The sequence below is a fragment of the Ruegeria sp. B1 genome (genome assembly GCF_056535885.1).
Genome location: NZ_JBQFJA010000001.1, coordinates 614,991 through 636,362, shown reverse-complemented (window position 1 = coordinate 636,362; position 21,372 = coordinate 614,991). Strand labels below are relative to the sequence as shown.

21 protein-coding genes and 1 riboswitch are annotated in these 21,372 nt (G+C 59.4%); of the genes, 4 read left to right on the top strand and 17 right to left on the bottom strand.

The genetic code is table 11. The features are described 5' to 3' along the window. Positions 1–41: 41 nt before the first annotated feature. From mutT to ACR3ES_RS03120, 3 genes are read right to left on the bottom strand one after another with little or no spacing between them, the layout of a single operon-like run. Positions 42–440 carry an 8-oxo-dGTP diphosphatase MutT gene (gene mutT / locus ACR3ES_RS03130; protein WP_170431435.1) on the bottom strand — a complete coding sequence of 133 codons (399 nt, stop codon included), beginning with the start codon at positions 438–440 and terminating at the stop codon, positions 42–44. Between the two features lie 55 nt (positions 441–495). After that, the gene (argJ, locus tag ACR3ES_RS03125) at positions 496–1,722 is read right to left on the bottom strand and encodes a bifunctional glutamate N-acetyltransferase/amino-acid acetyltransferase ArgJ (protein ID WP_170431437.1); all 1,227 of its coding nucleotides are present in this window, start codon (positions 1,720–1,722) and stop codon (positions 496–498) included. 5 nt (positions 1,723–1,727) lie between these two features. After that, positions 1,728–2,576: a peptidylprolyl isomerase gene (locus ACR3ES_RS03120; protein WP_170431438.1), complete on the bottom strand. Its 849-nt coding sequence runs from the start codon at positions 2,574–2,576 to the stop codon at positions 1,728–1,730. A gap of 175 nt (positions 2,577–2,751) precedes the next feature. On the opposite strand from ACR3ES_RS03120, the gene secA reads away from it, so the two are divergent. The 3 genes from secA to ACR3ES_RS03105 all read left to right on the top strand — a co-directional run bounded on the left by secA (position 2,752) and on the right by ACR3ES_RS03105 (position 8,081). After that, positions 2,752–5,469: a preprotein translocase subunit SecA gene (secA, locus tag ACR3ES_RS03115; protein WP_170431440.1), complete on the top strand. Its 2,718-nt coding sequence runs from the start codon at positions 2,752–2,754 to the stop codon at positions 5,467–5,469. 101 nt (positions 5,470–5,570) lie between these two features. After that, entirely contained in the window at positions 5,571–6,500 is a 930-nt protein-coding gene (locus tag ACR3ES_RS03110) for a hypothetical protein (protein ID WP_170431442.1), read from the top strand. Between the two features lie 24 nt (positions 6,501–6,524). Beyond that, positions 6,525–8,081 carry a phosphate ABC transporter substrate-binding/OmpA family protein gene (locus ACR3ES_RS03105; RefSeq protein ID WP_170431444.1) on the top strand — a complete coding sequence of 519 codons (1,557 nt, stop codon included), beginning with the start codon at positions 6,525–6,527 and terminating at the stop codon, positions 8,079–8,081. 3 nt (positions 8,082–8,084) lie between these two features. On the opposite strand, the gene radC is transcribed toward ACR3ES_RS03105, so the two are convergent. The 13 genes from radC to dnaK form a co-directional block, all read right to left on the bottom strand. Next, positions 8,085–8,840: a RadC family protein gene (radC, locus tag ACR3ES_RS03100; RefSeq protein ID WP_170431446.1), complete on the bottom strand. Its 756-nt coding sequence runs from the start codon at positions 8,838–8,840 to the stop codon at positions 8,085–8,087. Positions 8,841–8,875: 35 nt separating this feature from the next. Then, entirely contained in the window at positions 8,876–9,613 is a 738-nt protein-coding gene (locus ACR3ES_RS03095) for an ABC transporter permease (RefSeq protein WP_170431447.1), read from the bottom strand. Next, the gene (locus ACR3ES_RS03090) at positions 9,610–10,338 is read right to left on the bottom strand and encodes an ABC transporter ATP-binding protein (protein WP_170431449.1); all 729 of its coding nucleotides are present in this window, start codon (positions 10,336–10,338) and stop codon (positions 9,610–9,612) included. The genes ACR3ES_RS03095 and ACR3ES_RS03090 overlap by 4 nt, the downstream gene beginning before the upstream one ends. Continuing rightward, positions 10,335–11,012 (bottom strand): thiaminase II, encoded by a 678-nt coding sequence (gene tenA / locus ACR3ES_RS03085; RefSeq protein WP_170431451.1) that lies wholly within the window; start codon positions 11,010–11,012, stop codon positions 10,335–10,337. Before tenA ends, ACR3ES_RS03090 begins: the two co-directional genes overlap by 4 nt. Further along, a complete protein-coding gene (locus ACR3ES_RS03080) occupies positions 11,009–11,944 on the bottom strand; it encodes an ABC transporter substrate-binding protein (protein WP_170431453.1) in 936 nt (311 codons plus the stop codon). Before ACR3ES_RS03080 ends, tenA begins: the two co-directional genes overlap by 4 nt. Positions 11,945–11,963: 19 nt before the next feature. After that, positions 11,964–12,926 (bottom strand): ThiF family adenylyltransferase, encoded by a 963-nt coding sequence (locus ACR3ES_RS03075; protein ID WP_170431455.1) that lies wholly within the window; start codon positions 12,924–12,926, stop codon positions 11,964–11,966. Next, on the bottom strand, positions 12,923–13,519 hold the full coding sequence (locus ACR3ES_RS03070) for a thiamine phosphate synthase (protein ID WP_170431457.1): 597 nt from the start codon (positions 13,517–13,519) through the stop codon (positions 12,923–12,925). Before ACR3ES_RS03070 ends, ACR3ES_RS03075 begins: the two co-directional genes overlap by 4 nt. Then, the gene (locus tag ACR3ES_RS03065) at positions 13,516–14,280 is read right to left on the bottom strand and encodes a thiazole synthase (protein ID WP_170431459.1); all 765 of its coding nucleotides are present in this window, start codon (positions 14,278–14,280) and stop codon (positions 13,516–13,518) included. The genes ACR3ES_RS03070 and ACR3ES_RS03065 overlap by 4 nt, the downstream gene beginning before the upstream one ends. 2 nt (positions 14,281–14,282) lie before the next feature. After that, positions 14,283–14,477, bottom strand: a complete 195-nt coding sequence (thiS, locus tag ACR3ES_RS03060; RefSeq protein ID WP_170431461.1) for a sulfur carrier protein ThiS — start codon at positions 14,475–14,477, stop codon at positions 14,283–14,285. Next, positions 14,461–15,438 carry an FAD-dependent oxidoreductase gene (locus tag ACR3ES_RS03055; RefSeq protein WP_170431463.1) on the bottom strand — a complete coding sequence of 326 codons (978 nt, stop codon included), beginning with the start codon at positions 15,436–15,438 and terminating at the stop codon, positions 14,461–14,463. Before ACR3ES_RS03055 ends, thiS begins: the two co-directional genes overlap by 17 nt. Further along, entirely contained in the window at positions 15,435–16,238 is an 804-nt protein-coding gene (thiD, locus tag ACR3ES_RS03050; protein ID WP_170431465.1) for a bifunctional hydroxymethylpyrimidine kinase/phosphomethylpyrimidine kinase, read from the bottom strand. Before thiD ends, ACR3ES_RS03055 begins: the two co-directional genes overlap by 4 nt. 46 nt (positions 16,239–16,284) lie before the next feature. After that, positions 16,285–16,391, bottom strand: a riboswitch (TPP riboswitch). A 128-nt stretch (positions 16,392–16,519) separates the two neighbouring features. Beyond that, the gene (gene dnaJ, locus ACR3ES_RS03045; protein ID WP_170431467.1) at positions 16,520–17,662 is read right to left on the bottom strand and encodes a molecular chaperone DnaJ; all 1,143 of its coding nucleotides are present in this window, start codon (positions 17,660–17,662) and stop codon (positions 16,520–16,522) included. A 74-nt stretch (positions 17,663–17,736) separates the two neighbouring features. Beyond that, positions 17,737–19,644, bottom strand: a complete 1,908-nt coding sequence (gene dnaK, locus ACR3ES_RS03040; RefSeq protein ID WP_170431469.1) for a molecular chaperone DnaK — start codon at positions 19,642–19,644, stop codon at positions 17,737–17,739. Between the two features lie 213 nt (positions 19,645–19,857). On the opposite strand from dnaK, the gene ACR3ES_RS03035 reads away from it, so the two are divergent. Further along, positions 19,858–20,460, top strand: a complete 603-nt coding sequence (locus ACR3ES_RS03035) for an alpha-ketoglutarate-dependent dioxygenase AlkB family protein (protein ID WP_480424781.1) — start codon at positions 19,858–19,860, stop codon at positions 20,458–20,460. Here the strand turns inward: ACR3ES_RS03035 and ACR3ES_RS03030 are convergent. Continuing rightward, positions 20,457–21,278, bottom strand: a complete 822-nt coding sequence (locus ACR3ES_RS03030) for an ABC-2 transporter permease (protein ID WP_170431471.1) — start codon at positions 21,276–21,278, stop codon at positions 20,457–20,459. The genes ACR3ES_RS03035 and ACR3ES_RS03030 overlap by 4 nt on opposite strands. Positions 21,279–21,372: the final 94 nt, after the last annotated feature.

Below are 21,372 nucleotides of genomic sequence, written 5' to 3'. Positions count from 1 at the left end.
TGCATGAATAGTTTTCTCAAGTGTATGAGAAAAATTAATACCTACAACCAATCCCGCAGGATCGGAATCAGAGGCACATCTGCCTCAGGCATCGGGTAGTTGCGCAGATCATTCGCGCGCACCCATTTCAGCGTCTGACCTTCTTTCGACTGCGGGATACCCTCCCACTTGCGGCAGGCAAAAAGCGGCATCAGCAGGTGGAAATCGTCATAGGTGTGGCTGGCGAACGTCAGCGGGGCGAGGCAGGAGGCCCAGGTGTTGATGCCCAACTCCTCATGCAATTCGCGGATCAGGGCGGCCTCGGGTGTTTCGCCGGGCTCTATTTTGCCGCCGGGGAATTCCCACAGGCCGGCCATGGATTTGCCTTCGGGGCGTTGGGCCAGCAGGACGCGGCCCTCGATGTCGACAAGGGCGACGGCAGACACGAGGACCGTTTTCATGGTCGCAATCCCGGACGCAAAACCGGGCTCCACTTTTGCTGGAGTTGCTTGGGTTTCACGAGCGGTAATCCGCATTGATTTTGATATAGCCATGGGTCAGATCACAGGTCCAAACGGTGGATTGCCCCTCGCCCAACCCCAGATCAACGGCAACAACCAGATCCTGACGTTTCATGTAAGCGGCGGCGTCTTCTTCGCTATAATCGGGACTAACCCAGCCTTTTTCGGCAACAAGGATGTCTCCGAAAGAGATGCTGAGGCGATCGCGATCGGCGGCCGCTCCGGATTTGCCAATGGCCATAACGACGCGACCCCAGTTCGGGTCTTCGCCCGCGATGGCGGTTTTCACCAGCGGAGAATTGGCGATGGCCAGTCCGTGGGTCTTGGCGTCCGCGTCCGAGGCGGCACCGGTCACACGAATTTCTACGAATTTCGTGGCCCCCTCACCGTCGCGCACCACCTGCTGCGCAAGGTCCAGCATGACGGTTTCCAGCGCCTCGGAAAAGGCCGGGTTCCCGGTTGCATCGACGCCAGACGCGCCGGTTGCGCACAAAAGCAGCGTGTCCGAGGTCGAGGTATCGCTGTCCACGGTAATGCAGTTGAACGTCCGGTCTGTTTGTGCGCCCAACATCTTCTGCAACGCCGGTTGTTCAACTTGGGCGTCCGTAAAGATGTAAACCAGCATGGTCGCCATATCCGGTGCGATCATGCCAGACCCCTTCGCGATCCCCGAAATAGAGACTGTTTTGCCCTCAATCCCGACCTGCGCGGCGGCGCCTTTGGGGAACGTGTCGGTGGTCATGATGGCGCGGGCAGAGTCTTCCAACGCGTGCCGGTTGAGGTTTGATTTCAATGCCTCTAGCTGCGAGACAATTCGGTTATGAGCCAGTGGTTCCCCGATGACCCCGGTGGAGGAGGTAAACACCCGCTCCACCGGTACTCCGGCTGCCTTTGAGACTGCCTGGGTGACTTCGGCCACCGAGGTCTGACCATAATGCCCGGTAAAGGCGTTTGCGTTGCCCGAGTTCACAAGGATCGCCGCCGGACCGTCGCTGGGGCCGCCGATTTTGTCCTGACAATCCAGAACTGGTGCCGCGCGCGTGGCAGAGCGTGTAAACACCCCGGCCACCGACGTTCCCGGGTCCATCACGGCCAGCATGACATCGGTCCGGCCCTGATAGCGTACGCCCGCCGCAACCGTGGCAAAACGCACGCCATCGATTGCGGGCAGATCGGGGAAGGCCGCTGGCGCCAGCGGCGAAACCTTGGTGATCGTGGCCACGAGGGTTACTCCTGAATCAAGTCCAGCTGTCGGATGACCTCGGGGTCAACACCCTCCAGGGTGGGCCGGTCGATCTGGGCTTGCTGTGTCAGCTCGTCAATCCGGGCCGTGATCGCATCTTGCTGAAGGGTCTGAACCAGGTCCTCGCGCACCGTGGTCAATTCGGGAACATCTGTTTTGCGCGTGTCGTTCAGGATCAACACATGCCAGCCGAACTGGGTCTGGACCGGATCAGAAATCTGGCCCTTTTCGAGGCTCAGAACCGCCTCTTCAAATTCGGGAACCATCCGGCCTTTGCCGAACCACCCAAGTGCGCCGCCGTTGGGGCCTGACGGACCGGTGGACTTTTCGCGCGCAAGCTCGGCGAAATCGGCACCGTCATCCAACTGTGCCTTGATTGCAATTGCCTCTTCCTCGGTCTCAACAAGGATATGGCTGGCGTCAAACTCATCCTCGCCCTCAAAATCGGCAAATTGAGCGTCGTAAGCGGCTTGCACGGCGTCTTCGGTCACAACCTCGTCAACCAGTGCATCAACAGTCTGCACCGCCTTGAGCGAGCGGGTTTCGTTTTCCAGCGCCAATTCGTGTTGCGCCGTCAGGCCGTCCTGTTGCTGGCTCAGCAATTGTTGCTGGATCAGTTGCTCGACAATGAAGTCATAGAGAACGGCATCCTCGGCCTGCTGGTATTGCGGTGGCAGGTTGGCGGCGGTGGCGATGACGTGACCCAATGTGATCTCATCGCCGTTTACGCGGGCGACAACAGTATCGGCGTCGGGTTTGGTTTCGGCGGCCAGCGGCAGGGCCATCACGGTGGCAAATGCCAGCGATGGCAGAAAAGTGAGGCCTTTGGGCATGGAATCATCCTATTTTCTTGCCGCGACGGGGCGCGGCGTTGACACTCTGGAACCTGCCGCTTACATCGCCTTGAAGCCTTGGACAGGGCCGCCTTTCACCCCCGTATCTATGGGTTGCGCGCAAGGTGGGCAAGCCTGTCGCAACCAAGACAAGAACAGATCCGCTGGAGTGAACATGCTGGGACTCGGAACGCTCGCCAAAAAGGTGTTCGGAACACCGAACGACCGCAAGATCAAGGCGACCCGCCCCCTGGTCGAAAAGATCAACGCGCTCGAGCCCGAGTTCGAAAACCTGTCCGACCAAGACCTGATCTCGAAAACCGAGGAACTGCGCAGACGCGCGCTGGACGGCGAAGCTCTGGACGCTCTTCTGCCCGAAGCCTTTGCCAATGTCCGCGAGGGCGCAAAACGCGCGCTGGGTCTGCGCGCCTTTGACGTCCAATTGATGGGCGGCGCGTTTCTGCATCAGGGCAACATTTCGGAAATGAAGACGGGAGAGGGAAAGACCCTTGTCGCGACCTTCCCCGCCTATCTGAATGCGCTAACGGGTAAAGGTGTGCACATCGTCACAGTGAACGAATACCTGGCCAAGAGAGATGCGGAATGGATGGGCAAGGTGTTTGGCGCCGTCGGTATGACCACCGGCGTGATCTGGTCGGGCCAGCCCGATGCCGAGAAAAAGGCGGCGTATGGCTGTGACGTGACCTATGCCACAAATAATGAGCTGGGCTTTGACTACCTGCGCGACAATATGAAGGCCGACCTGGAAGAGGTTTACCAGAAGTACCACAACTTCGCGATTGTCGACGAGGTCGACTCGATCCTGATCGACGAGGCCCGCACACCGCTGATCATCTCGGGCCCGTCGCAGGACCGCTCGGACCTGTACACCGCGATTGATGGGCTGATCCCGTCGCTGCAGGACGATCACTTCACGCTGGATGAAAAGACTCGAAACGTCACCTTTACCGATGAAGGCAACGAGTTTCTAGAAGAGCAGTTGCTGTCCGCCGGCCTGATCCCTGAAGGTCATTCGCTGTATGATCCCGAAAGCACCACAGTGGTGCACCATGTCAATCAGGGCCTGCGTGCGCACAAGCTGTTCCAGCGCGACAAGGACTACATCGTGCGGGACGGCAACGTTGTTCTGATCGATGAATTCACCGGACGTATGATGCCCGGTCGCCGCCTGTCCGAGGGTCTGCATCAGGCGATCGAAGCCAAGGAAGGCGTTCAGATTCAGCCAGAAAACGTGACCCTCGCCAGCGTTACGTTCCAGAACTACTTCCGCCTGTATGACAAGCTGGGCGGCATGACCGGGACCGCGCTGACGGAAGCTGAAGAATTCCAGGAAATCTATGGTCTTGGTGTGGTCGAGGTGCCGACCAACAAGCCGATCACGCGCATCGATGAGGATGATCAGGTCTATCGCACGGCGCTGGAAAAATACGGCGCGATGATCAAGGAAACCAAGGAAGCCCAGGAAAAGGGGCAGCCGGTTCTGCTGGGCACCACCTCGATCGAGAAATCCGAAGTCCTGAGCCAGATGCTGACCAAGGAAGGCATCGAGCACAACGTGCTGAACGCCCGCCAGCATGAACAAGAAGCCCAGATCGTGGCCGATGCGGGCCGCTATGGCGCGGTGACCATTGCCACCAACATGGCCGGTCGGGGGACCGACATTCAGTTGGGTGGAAATGTCGAGATGAAGGTTCTTAAGGCGCTGGCCGAAAATCCGGACGCGGATCCGGCCGACCTGCGCGCGGCGGAAGAGGCGCACCATGCCGAAGAAAAAAACAAGGTTCTGGAAGCCGGTGGGCTTTGTGTCATGGCCTCGGAACGGCACGAAAGCCGCCGCATCGACAACCAGCTGCGCGGTCGTTCGGGCCGTCAGGGCGACCCCGGACGCACGGTGTTTTACCTCAGCCTCGAAGATGACCTGATGCGCATCTTTGGCTCGGAACGGCTGGACAAAGTTCTGACCACGCTGGGCATGAAAGAAGGCGAAGCGATCATTCACCCCTGGGTGAACAAGTCGCTGGAACGCGCGCAGTCCAAAGTCGAAGGCCGCAACTTTGACATGCGCAAGAATGTTCTGAAATTCGACGACGTGATGAACGATCAGCGGAAAGTGGTCTTCAGCCAGCGCCGCGAGATCATGTCGACGGGAGACTTATCAGAAATCGTATCGGACATGCGCGAACAGGTGATCGATGATCTCATTGACGAATACATGCCGCCGAAATCTTATGCAGATCAATGGGATACCGAAGGTCTGTATGAGGCCGTCAAGGACAAGCTGACCATCGACGCGCCGGTTCAGGACTGGGCCGCTGAAGAAGGCGTTGATGATGACGAGGTGCGCGAGCGCCTGATTAAGGCCGCCGATGAGATGATGGCGCAGAAAGCCGTGGCCTTCGGCCCCGAGAACATGCGTAACATCGAAAAACAGGTTCTGCTACAGACCATCGACGGCAAATGGCGCGAACATCTGCTGACCCTGGAACATCTGCGCTCGGTCGTAGGCTTCCGGGGCTACGCCCAGCGCGACCCGCTGAACGAATACAAAAGCGAAAGCTTCCAGTTGTTCGAGGGGATGTTGGACAGCCTGCGCGAGACCGTGACACAGCAATTGTCGCGTGTCCGTCCGCTGACCGAAGAAGAGCAAAAAGAAATGCTGGCACAGATGGCGGCCCAGCAGGCGCAAGCTCAGAAAGCGGTCGATCAGGCGGCGGGTCAAGCCGAAGCGGTGGCCGAGGCCGAAGCATCAGGCGACGCGCGTCCGGGCTTTGTCGAGGATGATCCATCAACATGGGGCAACCCGTCGCGCAATGACAGATGTCCCTGCGGGTCCGGCAAAAAATTCAAGCATTGCCATGGTCGCCTGACCTAGCGTCACCTTAGAATCCGACACAATGAGTCCGCCTCGTGGCCACATATTGGCCGCGATTGGCGACGACATTGCGACTCGCTCCTTCAACTGGGGAGGGTGTCTTGTTTGTTGTTCGGAACTACGTAACCATGTTCGGCACCGCTATTTGCGCGCTGGGCATCGGCTTCCTGATGCAGAACGGATCACTTGCGCGCGGCGACCGCACGCAGGCAGCCGTTGACGTGGCTTCGACAGACGGTCAGGCGTCGGTTCTGGCCGGCCTTAAAAGCATCACTCTGACGTCATCTTCACCGAGTGATGTACCTATAGATACCGCACCCTCGGCGCAGCGAACGCTGCGCGCCGAACCGAGCGCCTCAACAACTCCAAAATCCTGCAATCTAAGCGCCCGCGCATCAGCCGTGCAGGGCGCCAAGGCGCACCTGTCCATAAAGGCGCCCTGTCATGCCAATGAACGTGTCGAGATTTACCACAGCGGCCTGATCATTACGCAGGTGACCGACACGAACGGTGCTGTGGATCTGACGGTTCCGGCGCTGACCGAATACGCAATTTTTCTGATTTCCTTTCAAGATGAAACCGGCAGCGTTGCCACCACTCACATCTCTGATATCGATCAATACCACCGCGTCGCTTTGCAATGGAGCGGCGCCACAAACCTGCAGATACACGCGCTGGAATTTGAAGCCAGTTACGGCGGAGACGGTCACGTCTGGTCCGGGCAATCGGCGCAGGGTATCGGCAATGTCGTCAATCTGGGCCGAGTCGGCTTTGAGGATGCTCAAAACGTCGAAGTATACTCTTTCCCCGCTGGGCAGAATGACCGATCCGGTTCAATCGCGCTGACCGTCGAGGCCGAGGTAACTGACGCAAATTGTGGTCAGACCCTGAGCGTTCAGTCGCTGGAGCTGCGGTCCGATCGCAGGTTGCGCTCGCGCGATCTGACGCTGAGCTTGCCGGACTGTTCGCACACCGGTGAGTTTCTGGTGTTGAATAATCTGCTCGAAGACCTGACAATCGCTGCAAAGTAATCCGCAGGCAGGCTCGACCTTCTCATGACATTCTTCCGTGCAGCGGTGGCTGCGCTGTTTTCGGTGACATTGGCGGCAGGCGCCGCAGCGCAGGACATCACGCTGACCTCGCATGACGGCAAGGTCGAGATCACCGGAAACCTGCTGGGCTATGACGGTGAGTTCTACCGCGTCGACACCCAGTTCGGCGAATTGACCGTGGATGGGTCCGGTGTCACCTGCGAAGGTCCCGCCTGCCCTAACCTGATCGATTTCGTGGCCGAGGTCTGGTTTTCCGGCTCATCCGTGATGGCAGAAACGGTGCTGCCAGCGCTGATCATTGGCTTTGCGCGCCAAGAGGGTCTGACCGCCACTCCAAAACGGATTGATTCATCCACATTTGCCTATGAGCTGCACCAACCTGGACGACAGGCCGCATTGGCTACGCTGATGTTTAGGGTCGGCACCACAAGTCAAGGGTTTGCCGATCTCGCGGACGATGCCACCGACATCGTCATGGCCATGCGCGAGATTCGAGATACTGAACGCGAGGCGCTGCAATCCGCAGGTCTGGGTGATCTTGCGCATCCGCGCCGGTCGCGGGTTGTTGCGCTGGACGCGATGGTCCCGGTTGTGGCCGACGACAATGTGGTGCGGCAGATATCGCCCGCGGATCTGGCGCGGGTTCTGTCGGCAGATATTGAGAACTGGTCCGACCTTGGCGGACCCGACGCTCCGATTGCATTGCATATGCCGAATGCCAGTTCCGGTCTGGCGCAGGCGGTTGAGGATCAGCTTTTGGAGCCCGGCGACGTCAAAATTTCGGATGCCCCGATCCGCCACGCGCGCAGCAGTGACCTTGTACGTGCCGTCGCCAAAGATCCGTTTGCCATCGGAATCGCCACGCAGGCGGCGGTCGGAGGGGCACGTGCATTGCCGCTCACGGGTGGTTGCGGGCATGCGCTGGCGGCGACGCGGCAATCGATCAAGACCGAAGATTACCCCCTGACGGCTCCGATGTTCCTGTATCTGCCGGAACGCAGGCTACCCCGGATCGCGCGACAGTTCCTGGCGTACAGCCAAAGCCCAAACGCTGAGTTGGCGATTCGGCAGGCCGGTTTCGTTGATCAGAGCCCCGAAATGCTGGGAATCGGGTTGCAAGGTGACCGTCTGGCCAATGCCATTGTGACCGGAGGGGCCGAAGTTGGATTGCAGGAACTACAGCGCATGATCGAGACGCTGCGTCCGATGTCTCGCCTGTCCTTGTCCTTCCGGTTTGAAACTGGATCCTCGAGGCCGGACGCGCAATCGCGATCGAACATCCTGCAATTGGCACAAGCGCTCGAGGCGGGCCGGTTTGATGCGCGCAGGCTGGTCTTTGTGGGGTTCAGCGACGGGGATGGGGCGGCGGATGTCAACGCCCGCATCGCATTGCGACGCGCCCAAACGGTGCGCAATGCGGTTCTGGGTGCCATTGAAACCGCTGTTCCTGAAAACATCCAAATTGGGGTGGAGGGGTTTGGCGAGGCCATGCCGATGGCTTGCGACGACACCGAATGGGGTCGAAAGGTCAATCGCCGGGTCGAAATCTGGGTGCAGTAAGGGTCACAGATACCCCTCTGAGCGAAAACTCAGTTCGGTCGATTTCCCGATGATCAGATGGTCGTGCAGCGTCAAACCCAGCGCGGTGCAGGCATCCTGAATCCGGTTTGTCATGTCGATGTCGGATTGTGACGGGGTCGGATCGCCGGACGGATGGTTGTGCACCAGGATCAGCGCCGAGGCGTTCAGCTCCAGCGCACGTTTGGCCACTTCACGCGGATAGACGGGCACATGATCCACGGTGCCCTTGGCCTGTTCCTCATCCGCGATCAGCACATTTTTACGATCCAGATAGAACACCCGAAACTGCTCGGTCTCGCGATGCGCCATCGTGGTGTGGCAGTAGTCCACCAGCGCGTCCCATCCCGAAATTACGTGCCGCTGCATCACCCGCGCGCGCGCCATCCGGTGGGCGCACGCTTCGAGGATTTTCAGATCGGTGATCACGGTGTCCCCAACGCCCTTGATCTGCCGCAACCGGTCCTCGGGCGCTGTCAGAACGCGGTTAAAGTCGCCAAATGCGTCCAGCAGACGCCGGGCCAGCGGTTTCACATCCTGCCGGGGGATGGACCGAAACAGAGCCAGCTCCAGCAACTCATAGTCCGGCATCGCCGCCGAACCGCCAGACATGAACCTTTCGCGCAGCCGCCGCCGGTGGTCTTTGATGTAGGAGGGTAACCGACCGGTCGGCAGCGGCTGCGCGGGTGCTTCGTCTGTGTCAAACAGCATCGGGGCTTCGGCAAAGGCGTCCTGTGTCATGCCCCGAGACTGGCGCAGAATCGGTTGCCGAATGGTTAACGCACCTCGCCCGCCATGCGCGCCGTGGCACGACGGACAATCATATGCAGAACGACGGAAAAAACGCCGAGTGTCAGCATCGCGGCAAACATCAGATCGGTCTTGGCGCGGCCATTGGCGAGCAGCATCAGATTGCCCAACCCACCTGAAGATCCGCCAACCCACTCTCCGATGACGGCGCCGATCGGGGCGTAGACAGCGGCCAATCGCATTCCCGAGGCCAGTGAGGGCAGCGCGGCGGGAATACGGATATGCCACAGAATCGCCCACCGGTTGGCCTGCATGGTGCGGGCCAGATCAAGATAGCCGGGCGGCGTCCGCACCAGCCCGTCAAAAAAGGATGATGTCACCGGAAAGTAGATAATCAGCATCGCCATGGCGACCTTGGACCAGAGATCAAAGCCCAACCACAAGGTCAGCAGGGGCGCCAGCGCAAAGACCGGCAGAGCCTGGGTGAACACCAGCAACGGCTGCACCAGAACCCGCGCCGCACGTGAGCTTGCCAGCGACAGCGCCGTCAGGACACCCAAAGTAACCCCGAAGACAAAGCCAATTATGACTTCAACCGCGGTGACCCACGTGTCCCGTGCGATGATCCAGCGATTCTCCCACCAGGTCTCGGCCACAACGGCGGGTCCGGGTAGTATGAATTTGGGCCAACCCGTTACAGTCACCAGGCCCTGCCAGAGCAGCAGAGCAAAAATCGTCGCGGCAAGGGCAGACAGGTACTTCATGCCGCAGTCTCCCGCAGCAACCGTAGCAAGGCACCCTGGGTTTCCAGCGTCTCAAGGTCGTCGACTATGCGCGGCGCCGGGGCGCGGGGCGGCTGACAGGGCGTCAACCCAGCGGGTGTCATCACGACAATTGACTGCCCCAAACGGGCCGCTTCGCCGGGATCATGCGTCACCAGCAAAACAGTGCGGCCGTGCAACGCCTCTGCGGCCAGGTCCTGCATGTCCGCGCGGGTGCGCGCATCAAGGGCCGAGAACGGCTCGTCCAACAGAACGACAGGCCGATCCTCCATCAGGGTCCGCGCCAGCGCCACGCGTTGACGTTGGCCCCCGGACAGCTCGGCCGGTTTCTTGTGCATATGGTCCTGCAACCGCATCCGTGCGATCAGCCGATCACGGCGATCGACATCAACCCGTTCCCTACGCAACCGCGCGCCCAATGAGACGTTCTGCGCCACCGTCGCCCAAGGCAAGAGCAGATCGTCCTGCGCCATATAGGCCACCCGTTCTGCCACCGGCTGGCCATCGCTGGCGGTAATCTGACCGGAGAACGCGGCTCCGGTCTCCAGTCCCGCGATCAGACGCAGAACGGTTGTCTTTCCAACCCCCGACCCGCCCAGCAGACACGTCCATTGCCCTGCCCCAAGTGTCAGGGTTACCGGCGCAAACAAGAGTGCACCGTCAATGTCCGCGTGCCCGCTGATGAACAGGTCAGGGGCCGGTGTCATGGGGTCAGACCCATTTGCCAGAAATTGACCTCGAGCGCTGTGGCCGTTTCAAAGGTCTTGCAGAGGGTCGACCACATCGGAACGGTTTCGTAGCGCTCTCCCAACCGACGGACCAGCGCCGCGTCCAACAATGCGCCGATGTCGTGGCAATAGCTCTGATACTGATCACCCGCATAGGTATCGATCCATTGGCGGTAGGTCTCAGACGTTGCCTCGTTTGCCAAGCGCGCGCCAATCTCGGCATATCCGATGACACAGGGTACCAGCGCCGCAAGCAGGTTCAGGTAGTCCCCTGAATACCCGGATTCGAGGACAAACCGTGTGTAGGCAAGGTTTTCCGGGCGTTCAGGCGTTGCGAACAGGTCTTCATGCGATATGCCCGCCTCGGCGCAAACGCCAACATGCAGCATCATTTCTTCCTGCATCAAGCCGTTCACCGTGGCGGCAGCAACCTGCATCTCTTCATGAGTCTCGGCCTTGACCACGGCCAGAGCCCACGCCCGCGAAAAGTGTGTCAGGAATACATAATCCTGCCGCAGATAATGCAGGAACGCCTCGCGCGGTAGGGTCCCGTCCCTGAGCCCTTCGACAAAGGCGTGGCGGGTATAGTCCCGCCACGGCCCCTGCGCCGCGTCGCGCATGAGCGCAAACGCGTTGCCATACGCGCCGCTCATTGCGCGGTCACATCGATGGCGATGTCACTGACCGGGTTGATGCTGTCGATCATACCGCTTTCGTTCAGGAACGCTTCAAACCGGGCATACCGTCCGGCATCCAGGCCGGCCGGACGCAGTGCAAAGCGTGGCAGAGTGTCAACCCAGGCGCGGGCGTTCAACTCGTCCTGCAGTTCCGGCGAGGTGGCGGCGAAAATCTCCCAGCTTTTTTCGGGGTTGTTGACAATGTACTGGGTGGCCTTCTCGGTCGCGGCAAGGAAGCGGGCGATCTGGTCGACATCCATCGTCTCGGGATTGGCGACGTAGATCAGCTCATCATAAGACGGCACGCCCTCTTCCTCGATGTAAAAGCACGTGCCGGGAACGCCCTCGATATCCATCTGGTTCAGTTCGAAATTGCGGTAGGCACCGATGACGGCATCCACCTGACCGGTCATCAGCGAAGGCGAGAGCGAAAAGTTCACGTTGATCAGTTCAACATCATCCAACGTGACGCCGTACTTGCCCAGAACAGTTGTCAGAACGGCCTCTTCCACACCGGCCACAGAATACCCGATCTTCTTGCCCTTCAGGTCCGCCGGGGACTTGATCGGGCCATCTTTCAACACGAGGAGACAATTCAGTGGCGTGGCAACCAGCGTCCCCACACGCTTTAGCGGCAGTCCTTCGTGAATCTGCAAATGCAGCTGGGGTTGATAGGACACGGCAAGTTCCGCCTGACCAGCCGCAACCAGACGTGGCGGCGCGGATGGATCGGCAGGCGGGATGATTTCCACGTCAAGCCCCTGCTCGGCAAAGTACCCGTTTTCCTCGGCGAGAATAATGGGTCCGTGATCAGGGTTGATGAACCAGTCCAGCAGGACGGTCATCTTGTCCTCGGCCCAGGCGGGCGCAGCGGCCAGCAGGGCAATAACAGCGATCAGTTTTTTCATGTCTCGCATTTCCTTCTGTTCACGAGGTTGAGGCCGCGACGAGGACGATCTCGCCCGGCCAATCCGGTTGAATCTTTTCGGCTGCGCGCCAGGCGCGCAGTCCGGTGGCACAGCAAAGGGCCAGTCTTTGCCCTTTGTTAGGTTCGTTTTTGAGACCTTCCGGCGATATGCGCCGCGCGTCGGGATGGATAGGCACCGGCGCTTCATCCGCGCCGCGCAACTCTACGATCACGTCATCCGGCATCAGCTCGGACGCGCTTACAAAAGAGAAATGGGAGTCAGGCTCTGCCGCGTCGTCAAAGCGAAAGCTTGTGCTGCGGCAGGTGCGACCGTCAAATTGCACCATCTGCCCAAGCGGGGATGGATCGAGACCCAACAGCAGGGTCAATGCCATCTGCGCCTGCATCGCGCCGACCACTCCGACAACCGGGGCCAGTACACCAGCCGTGGCGCAGCTCGCGCCACTGTCGGGCGCATCCGGGAAAACCGCGCGCAGTGAAGGAGCGCCTCCGCAAAACCCGCCGACATAGCCCGACATCCCAAGCACTGACGCACTGATCAGTGGCACGCCAACTGTCAGACACATGTCCGACAGACAATAACTGGCCGCGTAGCTGTCTGCGCAATCCAGAACCAGATCGACCCCAATGACCATTTCAGCAGAATTGTCGCTTGTTAGAGTCTGTTTTCTGGCCAGCACCTGAATGTCGCTGTTCAGAGCCCGGCACCGGTCTGCAGCCACCTCGGCCTTGGGCAAATCGCAATCCTGTTCCGAAAACAACGTCTGCCGGTGCAGATTTGACAACGATACAGTGTCGGCATCCATGATGGTCAGCCGTCCCACACCAGCCCCCGCCAGCAACGGTAGGGCGGGCGCCGCCAGCCCGCCTGCGCCAACGACCAGCACGCGCGCCTTCGACAAGCGCATCTGCCCGTCTGGTCCAACCTCCGGCAGGGTCATCTGGCGGACATAGCGGCTCATCGCGTCACCTCAATCCATTGGCGTACGCGCGCCTCTGGGTCCGCGTTTAAGGTGATGTCGGTGACGACCGAGACGATATCGGCCCCGGCCTCCAGCACGCCAGCCGCGCGTTCGACGCTCATTCCGCCGATGCCGACAAGCGGGATATCCCCAACCCGCTGCTTCCATTCCGTCACGCGCGGCAGACCTTGTTCGTGCCATTTCATCTTTTTTAGGATCGTCGGATAGACAGGGCCTAGCGCCACGTAGTCTGGGTCCATGGACAGAACACGCTCAAGCTCGTCATCGTCATGCGTGGACACGCCAAGCTTGAGTCCCGCGGCGCGGACGGCTTTCAGATCGGCCTCGTCCAGATCTTCCTGCCCTAGATGGATCCAGTCGCAACCCGCGTCGATCGCGGCCTGCCAATAGTCATTCACAACCAGTACGGCGCCGTGATCCCGGCACAGCCGTTGCGAGTCCACGATTTGCTTGCGGACTTGCGCGTCAGGCTGATCCTTGATCCGCAGTTGGACCAGCTTCACACCTAGGGGCAGCATGCGACGCAACCAATCAGAATCGTCGAAAATCGGGTAGAACCGGTCCAGGCTCATGACAAAAACGCCTTTCCGACAACGGGGGTTGAGGGTTCTGCCATATCCCGGGGCTCGATCGGGTCGGCCTGATGCGCCAATTGGCCGGCCTCGATGGCCAGTGCCATCGCCCGCGCCATGGCAACCGGATCACCGGCGCGAGCAACAGCAGTGTTGAGCAAGACGGCATCATAGCCAAGTTCCATTGCATGCGCGGCGTGGCTCGGCAGGCCGATGCCTGCGTCAATGACCAGTGGCACATCAGGAAACGCGGCCCGCATTGCCCGCAAGGCGTATTCATTGTTCAGCCCACGACCCGATCCGATAGGCGCCCCCCAAGGCATCAGGACCTCACACCCCGCATCAAGCAGGCGTTCGCCGACAATCAGATCGTCGGTTGTGTAGGGAAAGACCTGAAAGCCGTCGTTCGACAATATGCGCGCGGCTTCAACCAGTTGAAACACATCGGGCTGCAGACTGTCTGTGTGGCCGATCAGTTCCAGCTTGATCCATTTGGTGTCAAACACCTCGCGCGCCATGTGCGCGGTGGTCACCGCCTCTTTTACCGTGTGGCACCCGGCCGTATTGGGCAGGATCAGAACACCCAGATCGCGGATCATCTGCCAAAAGGTCTGACCCGCACCAGATTCCCGACGCAGAGACACCGTGGCCACGCCCGCACGGCTTTCGCGAAAGGCTTGCTCCAAAATGGCCGGGCTGGGATATTGGGCGGTGCCCAGCATCAGCGGGTTGGGCAAGTCGGTGCCATAGAAGGATTTCACGATCAGCCCCCCTGCATGGGCGACAGGACTTCGACCCGGTCGCCGTCTTTTAACTGATGGCCAATGCGCAGACTGGATGGCACAAATTCTTCGTTTACGGCGGTTGCGACGCGACCGGAAAACCCGAACTCCGTCAGCAGATCGGACAACGTGGTTGCCTGCACGTCGAGGGAGTCTCCGTTAAGCACGATCTTCATCGACCATCTCCGAATGTTTGTTCTCAAGCGCCAGATCGGCCACGCCCTGCGCCAGAGCCGGCGCAAGAAGGTAGCCATGGCGGTAGAGCCCATTGGCATAGATTGTCCGGCCCAGGCGCCGGATACGCGGCAGGTTGTCCGGAAAAGCGGGGCGCAGATCGACGCCGATTTCCAGCACTTCGGCCTCACCAAAGGCCGGGTTCAGGGCGTATGCCGCACTGAGCAGTTCCAGCATCGAGCGGGCGGTGATCCGGCTGCTGTCCTCGGACTCGATCATCGTTGCGCCCAGCATATATACACCGTCACCGCGTGGTACGATGTAGAGCGGCATCCGGGGATGTAGCAGGCGAACCGGGCGTTTCAGCGTCACATCCGGGCAGCGGATCACCAACATCTCGCCCTTCACGCCGCGCAGGTCGCCAAGATAGTCGCGCGCATGCAAGCCACGGCAGTCAATCGCGTTGTCCAGTTGCGGCGGCGCAAGTTTCTGGTGAAACGTCACGCCCTGCTTGCGCAGGCTGCGGTGCAGGTCGGTCAGTGCGCGGCGCGGATCGATATGCGCCTCGGATTTGAAGTAAAGCGCCTTGGAGAAACCCGACAAATCGGACTCTAATTGGGTTACTTCGTCACCATTGACTTCATCAAAGCCCTCGGTACGGCGGGCAAACCGGCGCAGATCCGGCAGGTCACGCGGATTGGCAACGACCAGTGTTCCCAGACGGGACACCTGTGTTCGTTCTGCCCACCAGTCGATGGAAATCTGACCCAGCCGCAACACGGGTTCTTCGGCGTTTTCGTATTCGCACCAGGGGGCCAGCATACCCCCCGCCCACCAGGAACAGCCATGCGGACCCGGGGGACCGCCGGGATCATAGACCTCGACCCTGGCAGCGCGCGAAGCCATTTCGCTTGCCACGGCCAGACCGGCAACACCCGCCCCGATGACAGACCAGACCGTCATGTGGGCCAGACCCGGTGAAAATGATGAACCGGTCCGTGACCTGACCCGACCTGTAGTTCATCCGCGCGGGCAATTGCCGCTTGTAGGTACCCATGGGCCCGGGCAGTCGCCGCTGGCAGGTCCATCCCGCGCGCCAGGCCCGCGGCGATGGCGGAAGACAAAGTGCAGCCGGTTCCATGGGTGTTTTTTGTATCGTGTCGAGCGGCTTGATACTCGGCAACAATGCCAGCCGCAGTGATCAACAGGTCATGGCAAACGGCACCGGTTCCATGGCCGCCTTTCATCAGCACCGCATCGGCACCCAACGCGCACAGCGCGCGACCTTGCATCTCCATTTCTTCCGGTGTGTTCGCCGCGCCTGCGTTCAGCAAACATGCAGCCTCGGGCAGGTTCGGTGTCAACACCGTCGCGCGGGGCAGAAGAACGTCACGCAACGTCTGGATGGCATCATCTGCCAGCAAGGCGTCTCCAGACTTGGCCACCATCACCGGATCTAGCACGACCGGCCCCTTGAAGTCGGCGATACCCAGAGCAACAGAGTGGATGATTTCAGGTGTCGCCAGCATGCCAATCTTGATGGCCCGCACGTCCAGGTCGCTCAGCACGGCATCGATCTGCGCGGACACGATATCCAGCGGAATTCCGTGCACAGCGGTCACCGCGTGCGTGTTCTGCGCCGTGACCGCTGTGACAACACTGGCGCCAAAAACGCCCAGCGCGGACATTGCCTTCAGATCAGCTTGAATACCGGCCCCGCCACCGCTGTCGGATCCTGCTATGGTCAGGGCAATTGGTGCCATGTCGTTGCTCCATCTTGGTCTGGGCAACGGTGGCTCGGAAAACGTCTGTAGACTTGAGACCGTTCCCTCCGCCGGTATTGCCCGGATCAGGTTCGATGGGTTGACACATGCGCGCCTCTCAGCCCCTCAAGCAGGGCACCCCAACGGTTGGTCGGACAATCTCAGGGCTTCGGATGGGAATCAAGGGCCAATACGCCGCAGTAACCAGCCAAACTGGACTTATACCACAAAAAAAGCCGGTCCAAAAAGACCGGCCTCTCCTGGTGATCTGGGCTATGATTTCAGCTCTTCATTCCGTCCCAGAACGACTTTACGGACGAAAAAAAGCTTTTGGATTCGGGGTGGTTGTCTTCCCCCAAATCGTCAAACTCGCGCAGCAGTTCTTTCTGCCGGCTGGTCAGGTTGACCGGTGTTTCGACGGCCAATTCGATGAACATGTCCCCAACACCACCACCGCGCAGGGCCGGCATACCCTTGCTGCGCAGTCGCATCTGACGGCCAGACTGGCTGCCCGCCGGGATCTGAATTCGGCCGCGGCCACCGTCGATGGTGGGAACTTCGATCGACCCGCCCAACGCGGCCTTGGCCATGCTGACGGGAACGCGGCAATAGAGGTTGACGCTGTCACGTTCAAACAGTTTGTGCTCGGACACTTCGACGAAGATATAAAGATCGCCCGGAGGGCCGCCGCGCATGCCTGCTTCGCCTTCGCCCGCAAGCCGGATACGGGTTCCGGTTTCGACGCCTGCTGGGATGTTCACAGACAAGGCACGTTCTTTTTCCACCCGGCCAGAACCACCGCAGACTTTACATGGATTTTTGATAATCTGACCTAGGCCGTTGCAGGTCGGGCAGGTGCGTTCAACCGTGAAGAAGCCTTGCTGAGCGCGCACCTTACCCATACCAGAACAGGTCGGACAGGTCACCGGCTCAACGCCTCCTTCGGCGCCGGTTCCATCACAGGCCGAACAGGCCACGGCGGCCGGGACATTGATGGTTTTTTGCAGACCGGCATAGGCCTCTTCCAGCGTCACACGCAGGTTATAGCGCAGGTCTGAACCACGCGCGGCCCGGCGTCCACCGCCACCCCGCTGGCCACCCATGAAATCGCCAAACAGGTCGTCAAAGACATCCGAGAACGCGCTAGAGAAATCGCCCTGTCCGAATCCACCGCCCGGACGACCACCGCCGGTACCGTTTTCAAAGGCCGCATGGCCAAAGCGATCATAAGCAGCCTTTTTGTCGGCATCGCGCAGGATGTCATAGGCTTCGTTCGCTTCCTTGAACTGGGCCTCGGCATCCGGGTTGTCCTTGTTGCGGTCGGGATGCAATTCCTTGGCCTTCGCACGAAAGCCTTTCTTGATCTCGTCCGACGATGCGCCCTTGGACACGCCGAGCACATCGTAATAGTCGCGTTTTGACATCAGTGGTTCCTTATGTCTCAACGTATACGGGCCGGCCCGGCAACCGGACCGGCCCGAATTGGCCCGGTTAACCGTTATTTACGCTTGTCGTCGTCCAGATCTTCGAACTCGGCATCGACAATGTCGTCATCGCCCGGTGCGGCATCGGCGGCTGCCGGCTCGTCATCTGCCTCTTCCGACTGCGCCTTGTAGATCGCTTCGCCCAGCTTCATCGCCGCTTCGGTCACGTTCTGAATGCCCGATTTGATCTTGTCGGCATTCTCGGTTTCCAATTCGTCCTTGAGCGCGGCAATCGCCAGTTCTATGGCTTCGATGGTGGTCGGGTCGACCTTGTCCGAGTGCTCTTCCATTGACTTTTCGGTCGCGTGGATCAGGCTCTCCGCCTGGTTCTTGGCCTCGACCAACTCCTTGCGCTGCTTGTCGGCCTCGGCGTTTTCCTCGGCGTCCTTGACCATCTTTTCGATGTCATCATCCGACAGGCCACCCGATGCCTGAATGGTGATCTTCTGCTCTTTTCCAGTGCCTTTGTCCTTGGCCGAAACCGAGACAATGCCGTTGGCGTCGATGTCAAACGTCACCTCGATCTGAGGCAGACCGCGCGGGGCGGGCGGGATGTCCTCGAGGTTGAACTGACCCAGGATCTTGTTATCCGTGGCCATTTCACGCTCACCCTGGAACACGCGGATCGTCACGGCGTTCTGGTTGTCCTCGGCGGTCGAGAAGACCTGAGACTTCTTGGTCGGAATGGTCGTATTGCGGTCGATCAGGCGGGTGAACACGCCACCCAGCGTTTCGATGCCCAGCGACAGCGGGGTCACGTCCAGCAGAACCACGTCTTTGACGTCGCCCTGAAGAACACCGGCCTGAATGGCGGCGCCCATAGCGACCACTTCGTCCGGGTTCACACCCTTGTGCGGCTCTTTACCGAAGAACTTGGTAACCTCTTCGATCACTTTCGGCATCCGGGTCATACCACCGACCAGAACAACCTCGTCCACGTCGCCAGCCGACAGGCCAGCGTCTTTCAGGGCGGCCTGGCACGGCTTCATGGATTTCTTGATCAGGTCGCCCACCAGCGATTCCAGCTTGGCGCGGGTCAGCTTCATGACCATGTGCAGCGGCTGGCCGTTGGCGCCCATCGAGATGAACGGCTGGTTGATTTCGGTTTGCGAGGTCGAGCTGAGTTCGATCTTGGCTTTCTCAGCGGCTTCTTTCAGACGCTGAAGGGCCATTTTGTCGGCAGACAGATCGACACCGTGTTCCTTTTTGAACTCTTCCGCCAGGTAGTTGACGATGCGCATGTCAAAGTCTTCACCACCCAGGAATGTGTCGCCGTTGGTCGACTTAACTTCGAACAACCCGTCGTCGATTTCCAGAATGGTCACGTCGAAGGTACCGCCACCAAGGTCATAGACCGCGATGGTTTGGGTTTCCTGCTTGTCCAGACCATAGGCCAGTGCAGCAGCTGTCGGTTCGTTGATGATCCGCAGCACTTCCAGACCGGCGATTTTACCGGCGTCTTTGGTGGCCTGACGCTGAGCATCGTTGAAATAGGCCGGAACGGTGATGACGGCTTGTGTAACTTCCTCACCCAGATAGCTCTCGGCGGTTTCCTTCATCTTGCCCAGAGTGAAGGCCGAAATCTGGCTTGGGGAGTACTTTTCACCGCGGGCTTCGACCCACGCGTCGCCATTGCCGCCATCGACGATGGCATAGGGCACCATTTTCTTGTCTTTTTCGACTTCGGCATCATCCACGCGACGACCGATCAGGCGTTTGACGCCAAAGATCGTGTTGTCGGGGTTGGTGACCGCCTGACGTTTTGCAGGCTGACCGACCAGACGCTCATCTTCCGTAAAAGCGACGATCGAGGGCGTGGTCCGCGCCCCTTCGGCGTTTTCGATGACCTTCGGCTGCGAGCCGTCCATGATGGCCACACACGAGTTGGTGGTTCCTAGGTCAATCCCGATTACTTTTCCCATGTTTTTAATCCCTTTCTCTTCAAGGCGATGTCCCGAGGCATAGACCCGTTATGGCATCCCGGCCCCGATTTGATATGCGCAACGGCCCTACACCATCGCGCGTCCCGGCGTATATAAGGGCGTGATGAGAGGCCTGCAAGCGTTCAGAAAAGCAGGTTTTCGGGAATCTGAAGCCTTTTTGGCAAGGATTTGGAAAGGAATGGGGTTTCTTGAATGACGCGGGTGCTTTTGCGGGGGTTCGATATCAGAAAAGGGTATCTGGATGCCGCAACGCAGACACAGATGGTCGAGGCTCTGCGACCGATTCTGAAGGAGGCGCCTTTGTTCCGCCCGATCACACCCTCGGGCAAGGAAATGTCGGTGCGCATGACCTCGGCCGGCGATCTCGGCTGGGTCACCGACCGATCCGGGTATCGATATCAGGACGAACACCCAAAGGGCGGGCATTGGCCCGACATTCCCGACCTGATTCTGGATGTCTGGCGTGATCTTGTCAGTGCGGATCGCGCCCCGGATTGCTGTCTGATCAACTATTACGGAGACGGCGCAAAAATGGGCTTGCATCAGGACAAGGACGAGGCGGATTTTTCATGGCCTGTCTTGTCCGTGTCGTTGGGCGATGATGCGTTGTTCCGCATCGGCAACACATCACGCGGCGGCAAAACGGAATCGATCTGGTTGAATTCAGGTGACGTCGTAATCATGGGCGGCCCGGCGCGTCTGACCTATCACGGCGTGGACCGAATCCGACACGGATCGTCGCGCTTGCTGCCGAAAGGCGGGCGGATCAACCTGACGATGCGCGTGGCGCGTTAGCGGCGTGCATTCCAGCTTTGTGAAACATGCTTGCGGGTGAAAAACTCAGCCAGCAGCCCGATCATCAGCAGGGTAATCCCCACCCAAAGCGCGTATTCCCAACTGGTGTTGCGCGGAAAGTAGTTGCGGAACACGAACCCGCGGCACTGATCGATGATATGAAACAGCGGGTTCCAGGCGAACATCATCAACAGACTGCCCCCAAGCGCGTTGGCGATAAACATCTTGCCCGAGAACACCATGTTCATGCGTCTGTAAATGTTGCTGATCATCGTAACAGTCGTCGGAAACCATGGCTTGATTGCCATAAACACCAGCCCTACGGCGCACCCGGTGAACCAGGCCAATATCAACATGGCAAACGCCCCACCGGGGTCCTGAATATCCAAGGGTGCCACCGCGACGCTGTAGATAAACAGGATTACAAGAATGGCCATCAACTGCTTGTAAAGTGTCCCAAAGGCTGCCGCCAGAATCATGACCATCACGTTCATCGGCGAGTGCAGCATCATCGGGTTATTGGCGGACCCCACACCGGTGAGAGAACCAACCGACTGGACATGTGTCATGAACAAAAAAACACCGGACAGAACATACAGAATGAACTCACCCCGGATTTTGGCCACACGGGTGCCCATAAAAGACATGATCAAATAAAATACAGTTGCCATGACGACGATCTGCAAGATGTTGATCAGGATCGCGATCACGGCATTAGCGTGCTGCGCGCGCACATTGCGCACCACCGCGTGAAACACCAGTTCCGCGGTTGTGAATGCGCCGCCCAACAGCGTTTGATTTCGCTTGAAATAGAACACTCGAAGGATCTTTCCCGCCTTGTCGCCTGTATTCTGGCACGAATATCTTGCCGTTCTGTAACCGGCACATCATAAGTCCGTCAGGATTTCGGAT

What these genes read in the sequence shown, in the direction of transcription:
- ACR3ES_RS03080 (WP_170431453.1), bottom strand. Translation starts at nt 11,944, where the DNA reads ATGAAAAAACTGATCGCTGTTATTGCCCTGCTGGCCGCTGCGCCCGCC.
- ACR3ES_RS03120 (WP_170431438.1), bottom strand. Translation starts at nt 2,576, where the DNA reads ATGCCCAAAGGCCTCACTTTTCTGCCATCGCTGGCATTTGCCACCGTG.
- tenA (WP_170431451.1), bottom strand. Translation starts at nt 11,012, where the DNA reads ATGAGCGGCGCGTATGGCAACGCGTTTGCGCTCATGCGCGACGCGGCG.
- ACR3ES_RS03105 (WP_170431444.1), top strand. Translation starts at nt 6,525, where the DNA reads ATGACATTCTTCCGTGCAGCGGTGGCTGCGCTGTTTTCGGTGACATTG.
- dnaK (WP_170431469.1), bottom strand. Translation starts at nt 19,644, where the DNA reads ATGGGAAAAGTAATCGGGATTGACCTAGGAACCACCAACTCGTGTGTG.
- thiD (WP_170431465.1), bottom strand. Translation starts at nt 16,238, where the DNA reads ATGGCACCAATTGCCCTGACCATAGCAGGATCCGACAGCGGTGGCGGG.
- thiS (WP_170431461.1), bottom strand. Translation starts at nt 14,477, where the DNA reads ATGAAGATCGTGCTTAACGGAGACTCCCTCGACGTGCAGGCAACCACG.
- mutT (WP_170431435.1), bottom strand. Translation starts at nt 440, where the DNA reads ATGAAAACGGTCCTCGTGTCTGCCGTCGCCCTTGTCGACATCGAGGGC.
- ACR3ES_RS03090 (WP_170431449.1), bottom strand. Translation starts at nt 10,338, where the DNA reads ATGACACCGGCCCCTGACCTGTTCATCAGCGGGCACGCGGACATTGAC.
- secA (WP_170431440.1), top strand. Translation starts at nt 2,752, where the DNA reads ATGCTGGGACTCGGAACGCTCGCCAAAAAGGTGTTCGGAACACCGAAC.
- ACR3ES_RS03075 (WP_170431455.1), bottom strand. Translation starts at nt 12,926, where the DNA reads ATGAGCCGCTATGTCCGCCAGATGACCCTGCCGGAGGTTGGACCAGAC.
- ACR3ES_RS03070 (WP_170431457.1), bottom strand. Translation starts at nt 13,519, where the DNA reads ATGAGCCTGGACCGGTTCTACCCGATTTTCGACGATTCTGATTGGTTG.
- ACR3ES_RS03055 (WP_170431463.1), bottom strand. Translation starts at nt 15,438, where the DNA reads ATGACGGTCTGGTCTGTCATCGGGGCGGGTGTTGCCGGTCTGGCCGTG.
- ACR3ES_RS03095 (WP_170431447.1), bottom strand. Translation starts at nt 9,613, where the DNA reads ATGAAGTACCTGTCTGCCCTTGCCGCGACGATTTTTGCTCTGCTGCTC.
- dnaJ (WP_170431467.1), bottom strand. Translation starts at nt 17,662, where the DNA reads ATGTCAAAACGCGACTATTACGATGTGCTCGGCGTGTCCAAGGGCGCA.
- ACR3ES_RS03035 (WP_480424781.1), top strand. Translation starts at nt 19,858, where the DNA reads ATGACGCGGGTGCTTTTGCGGGGGTTCGATATCAGAAAAGGGTATCTG.
- radC (WP_170431446.1), bottom strand. Translation starts at nt 8,840, where the DNA reads ATGACACAGGACGCCTTTGCCGAAGCCCCGATGCTGTTTGACACAGAC.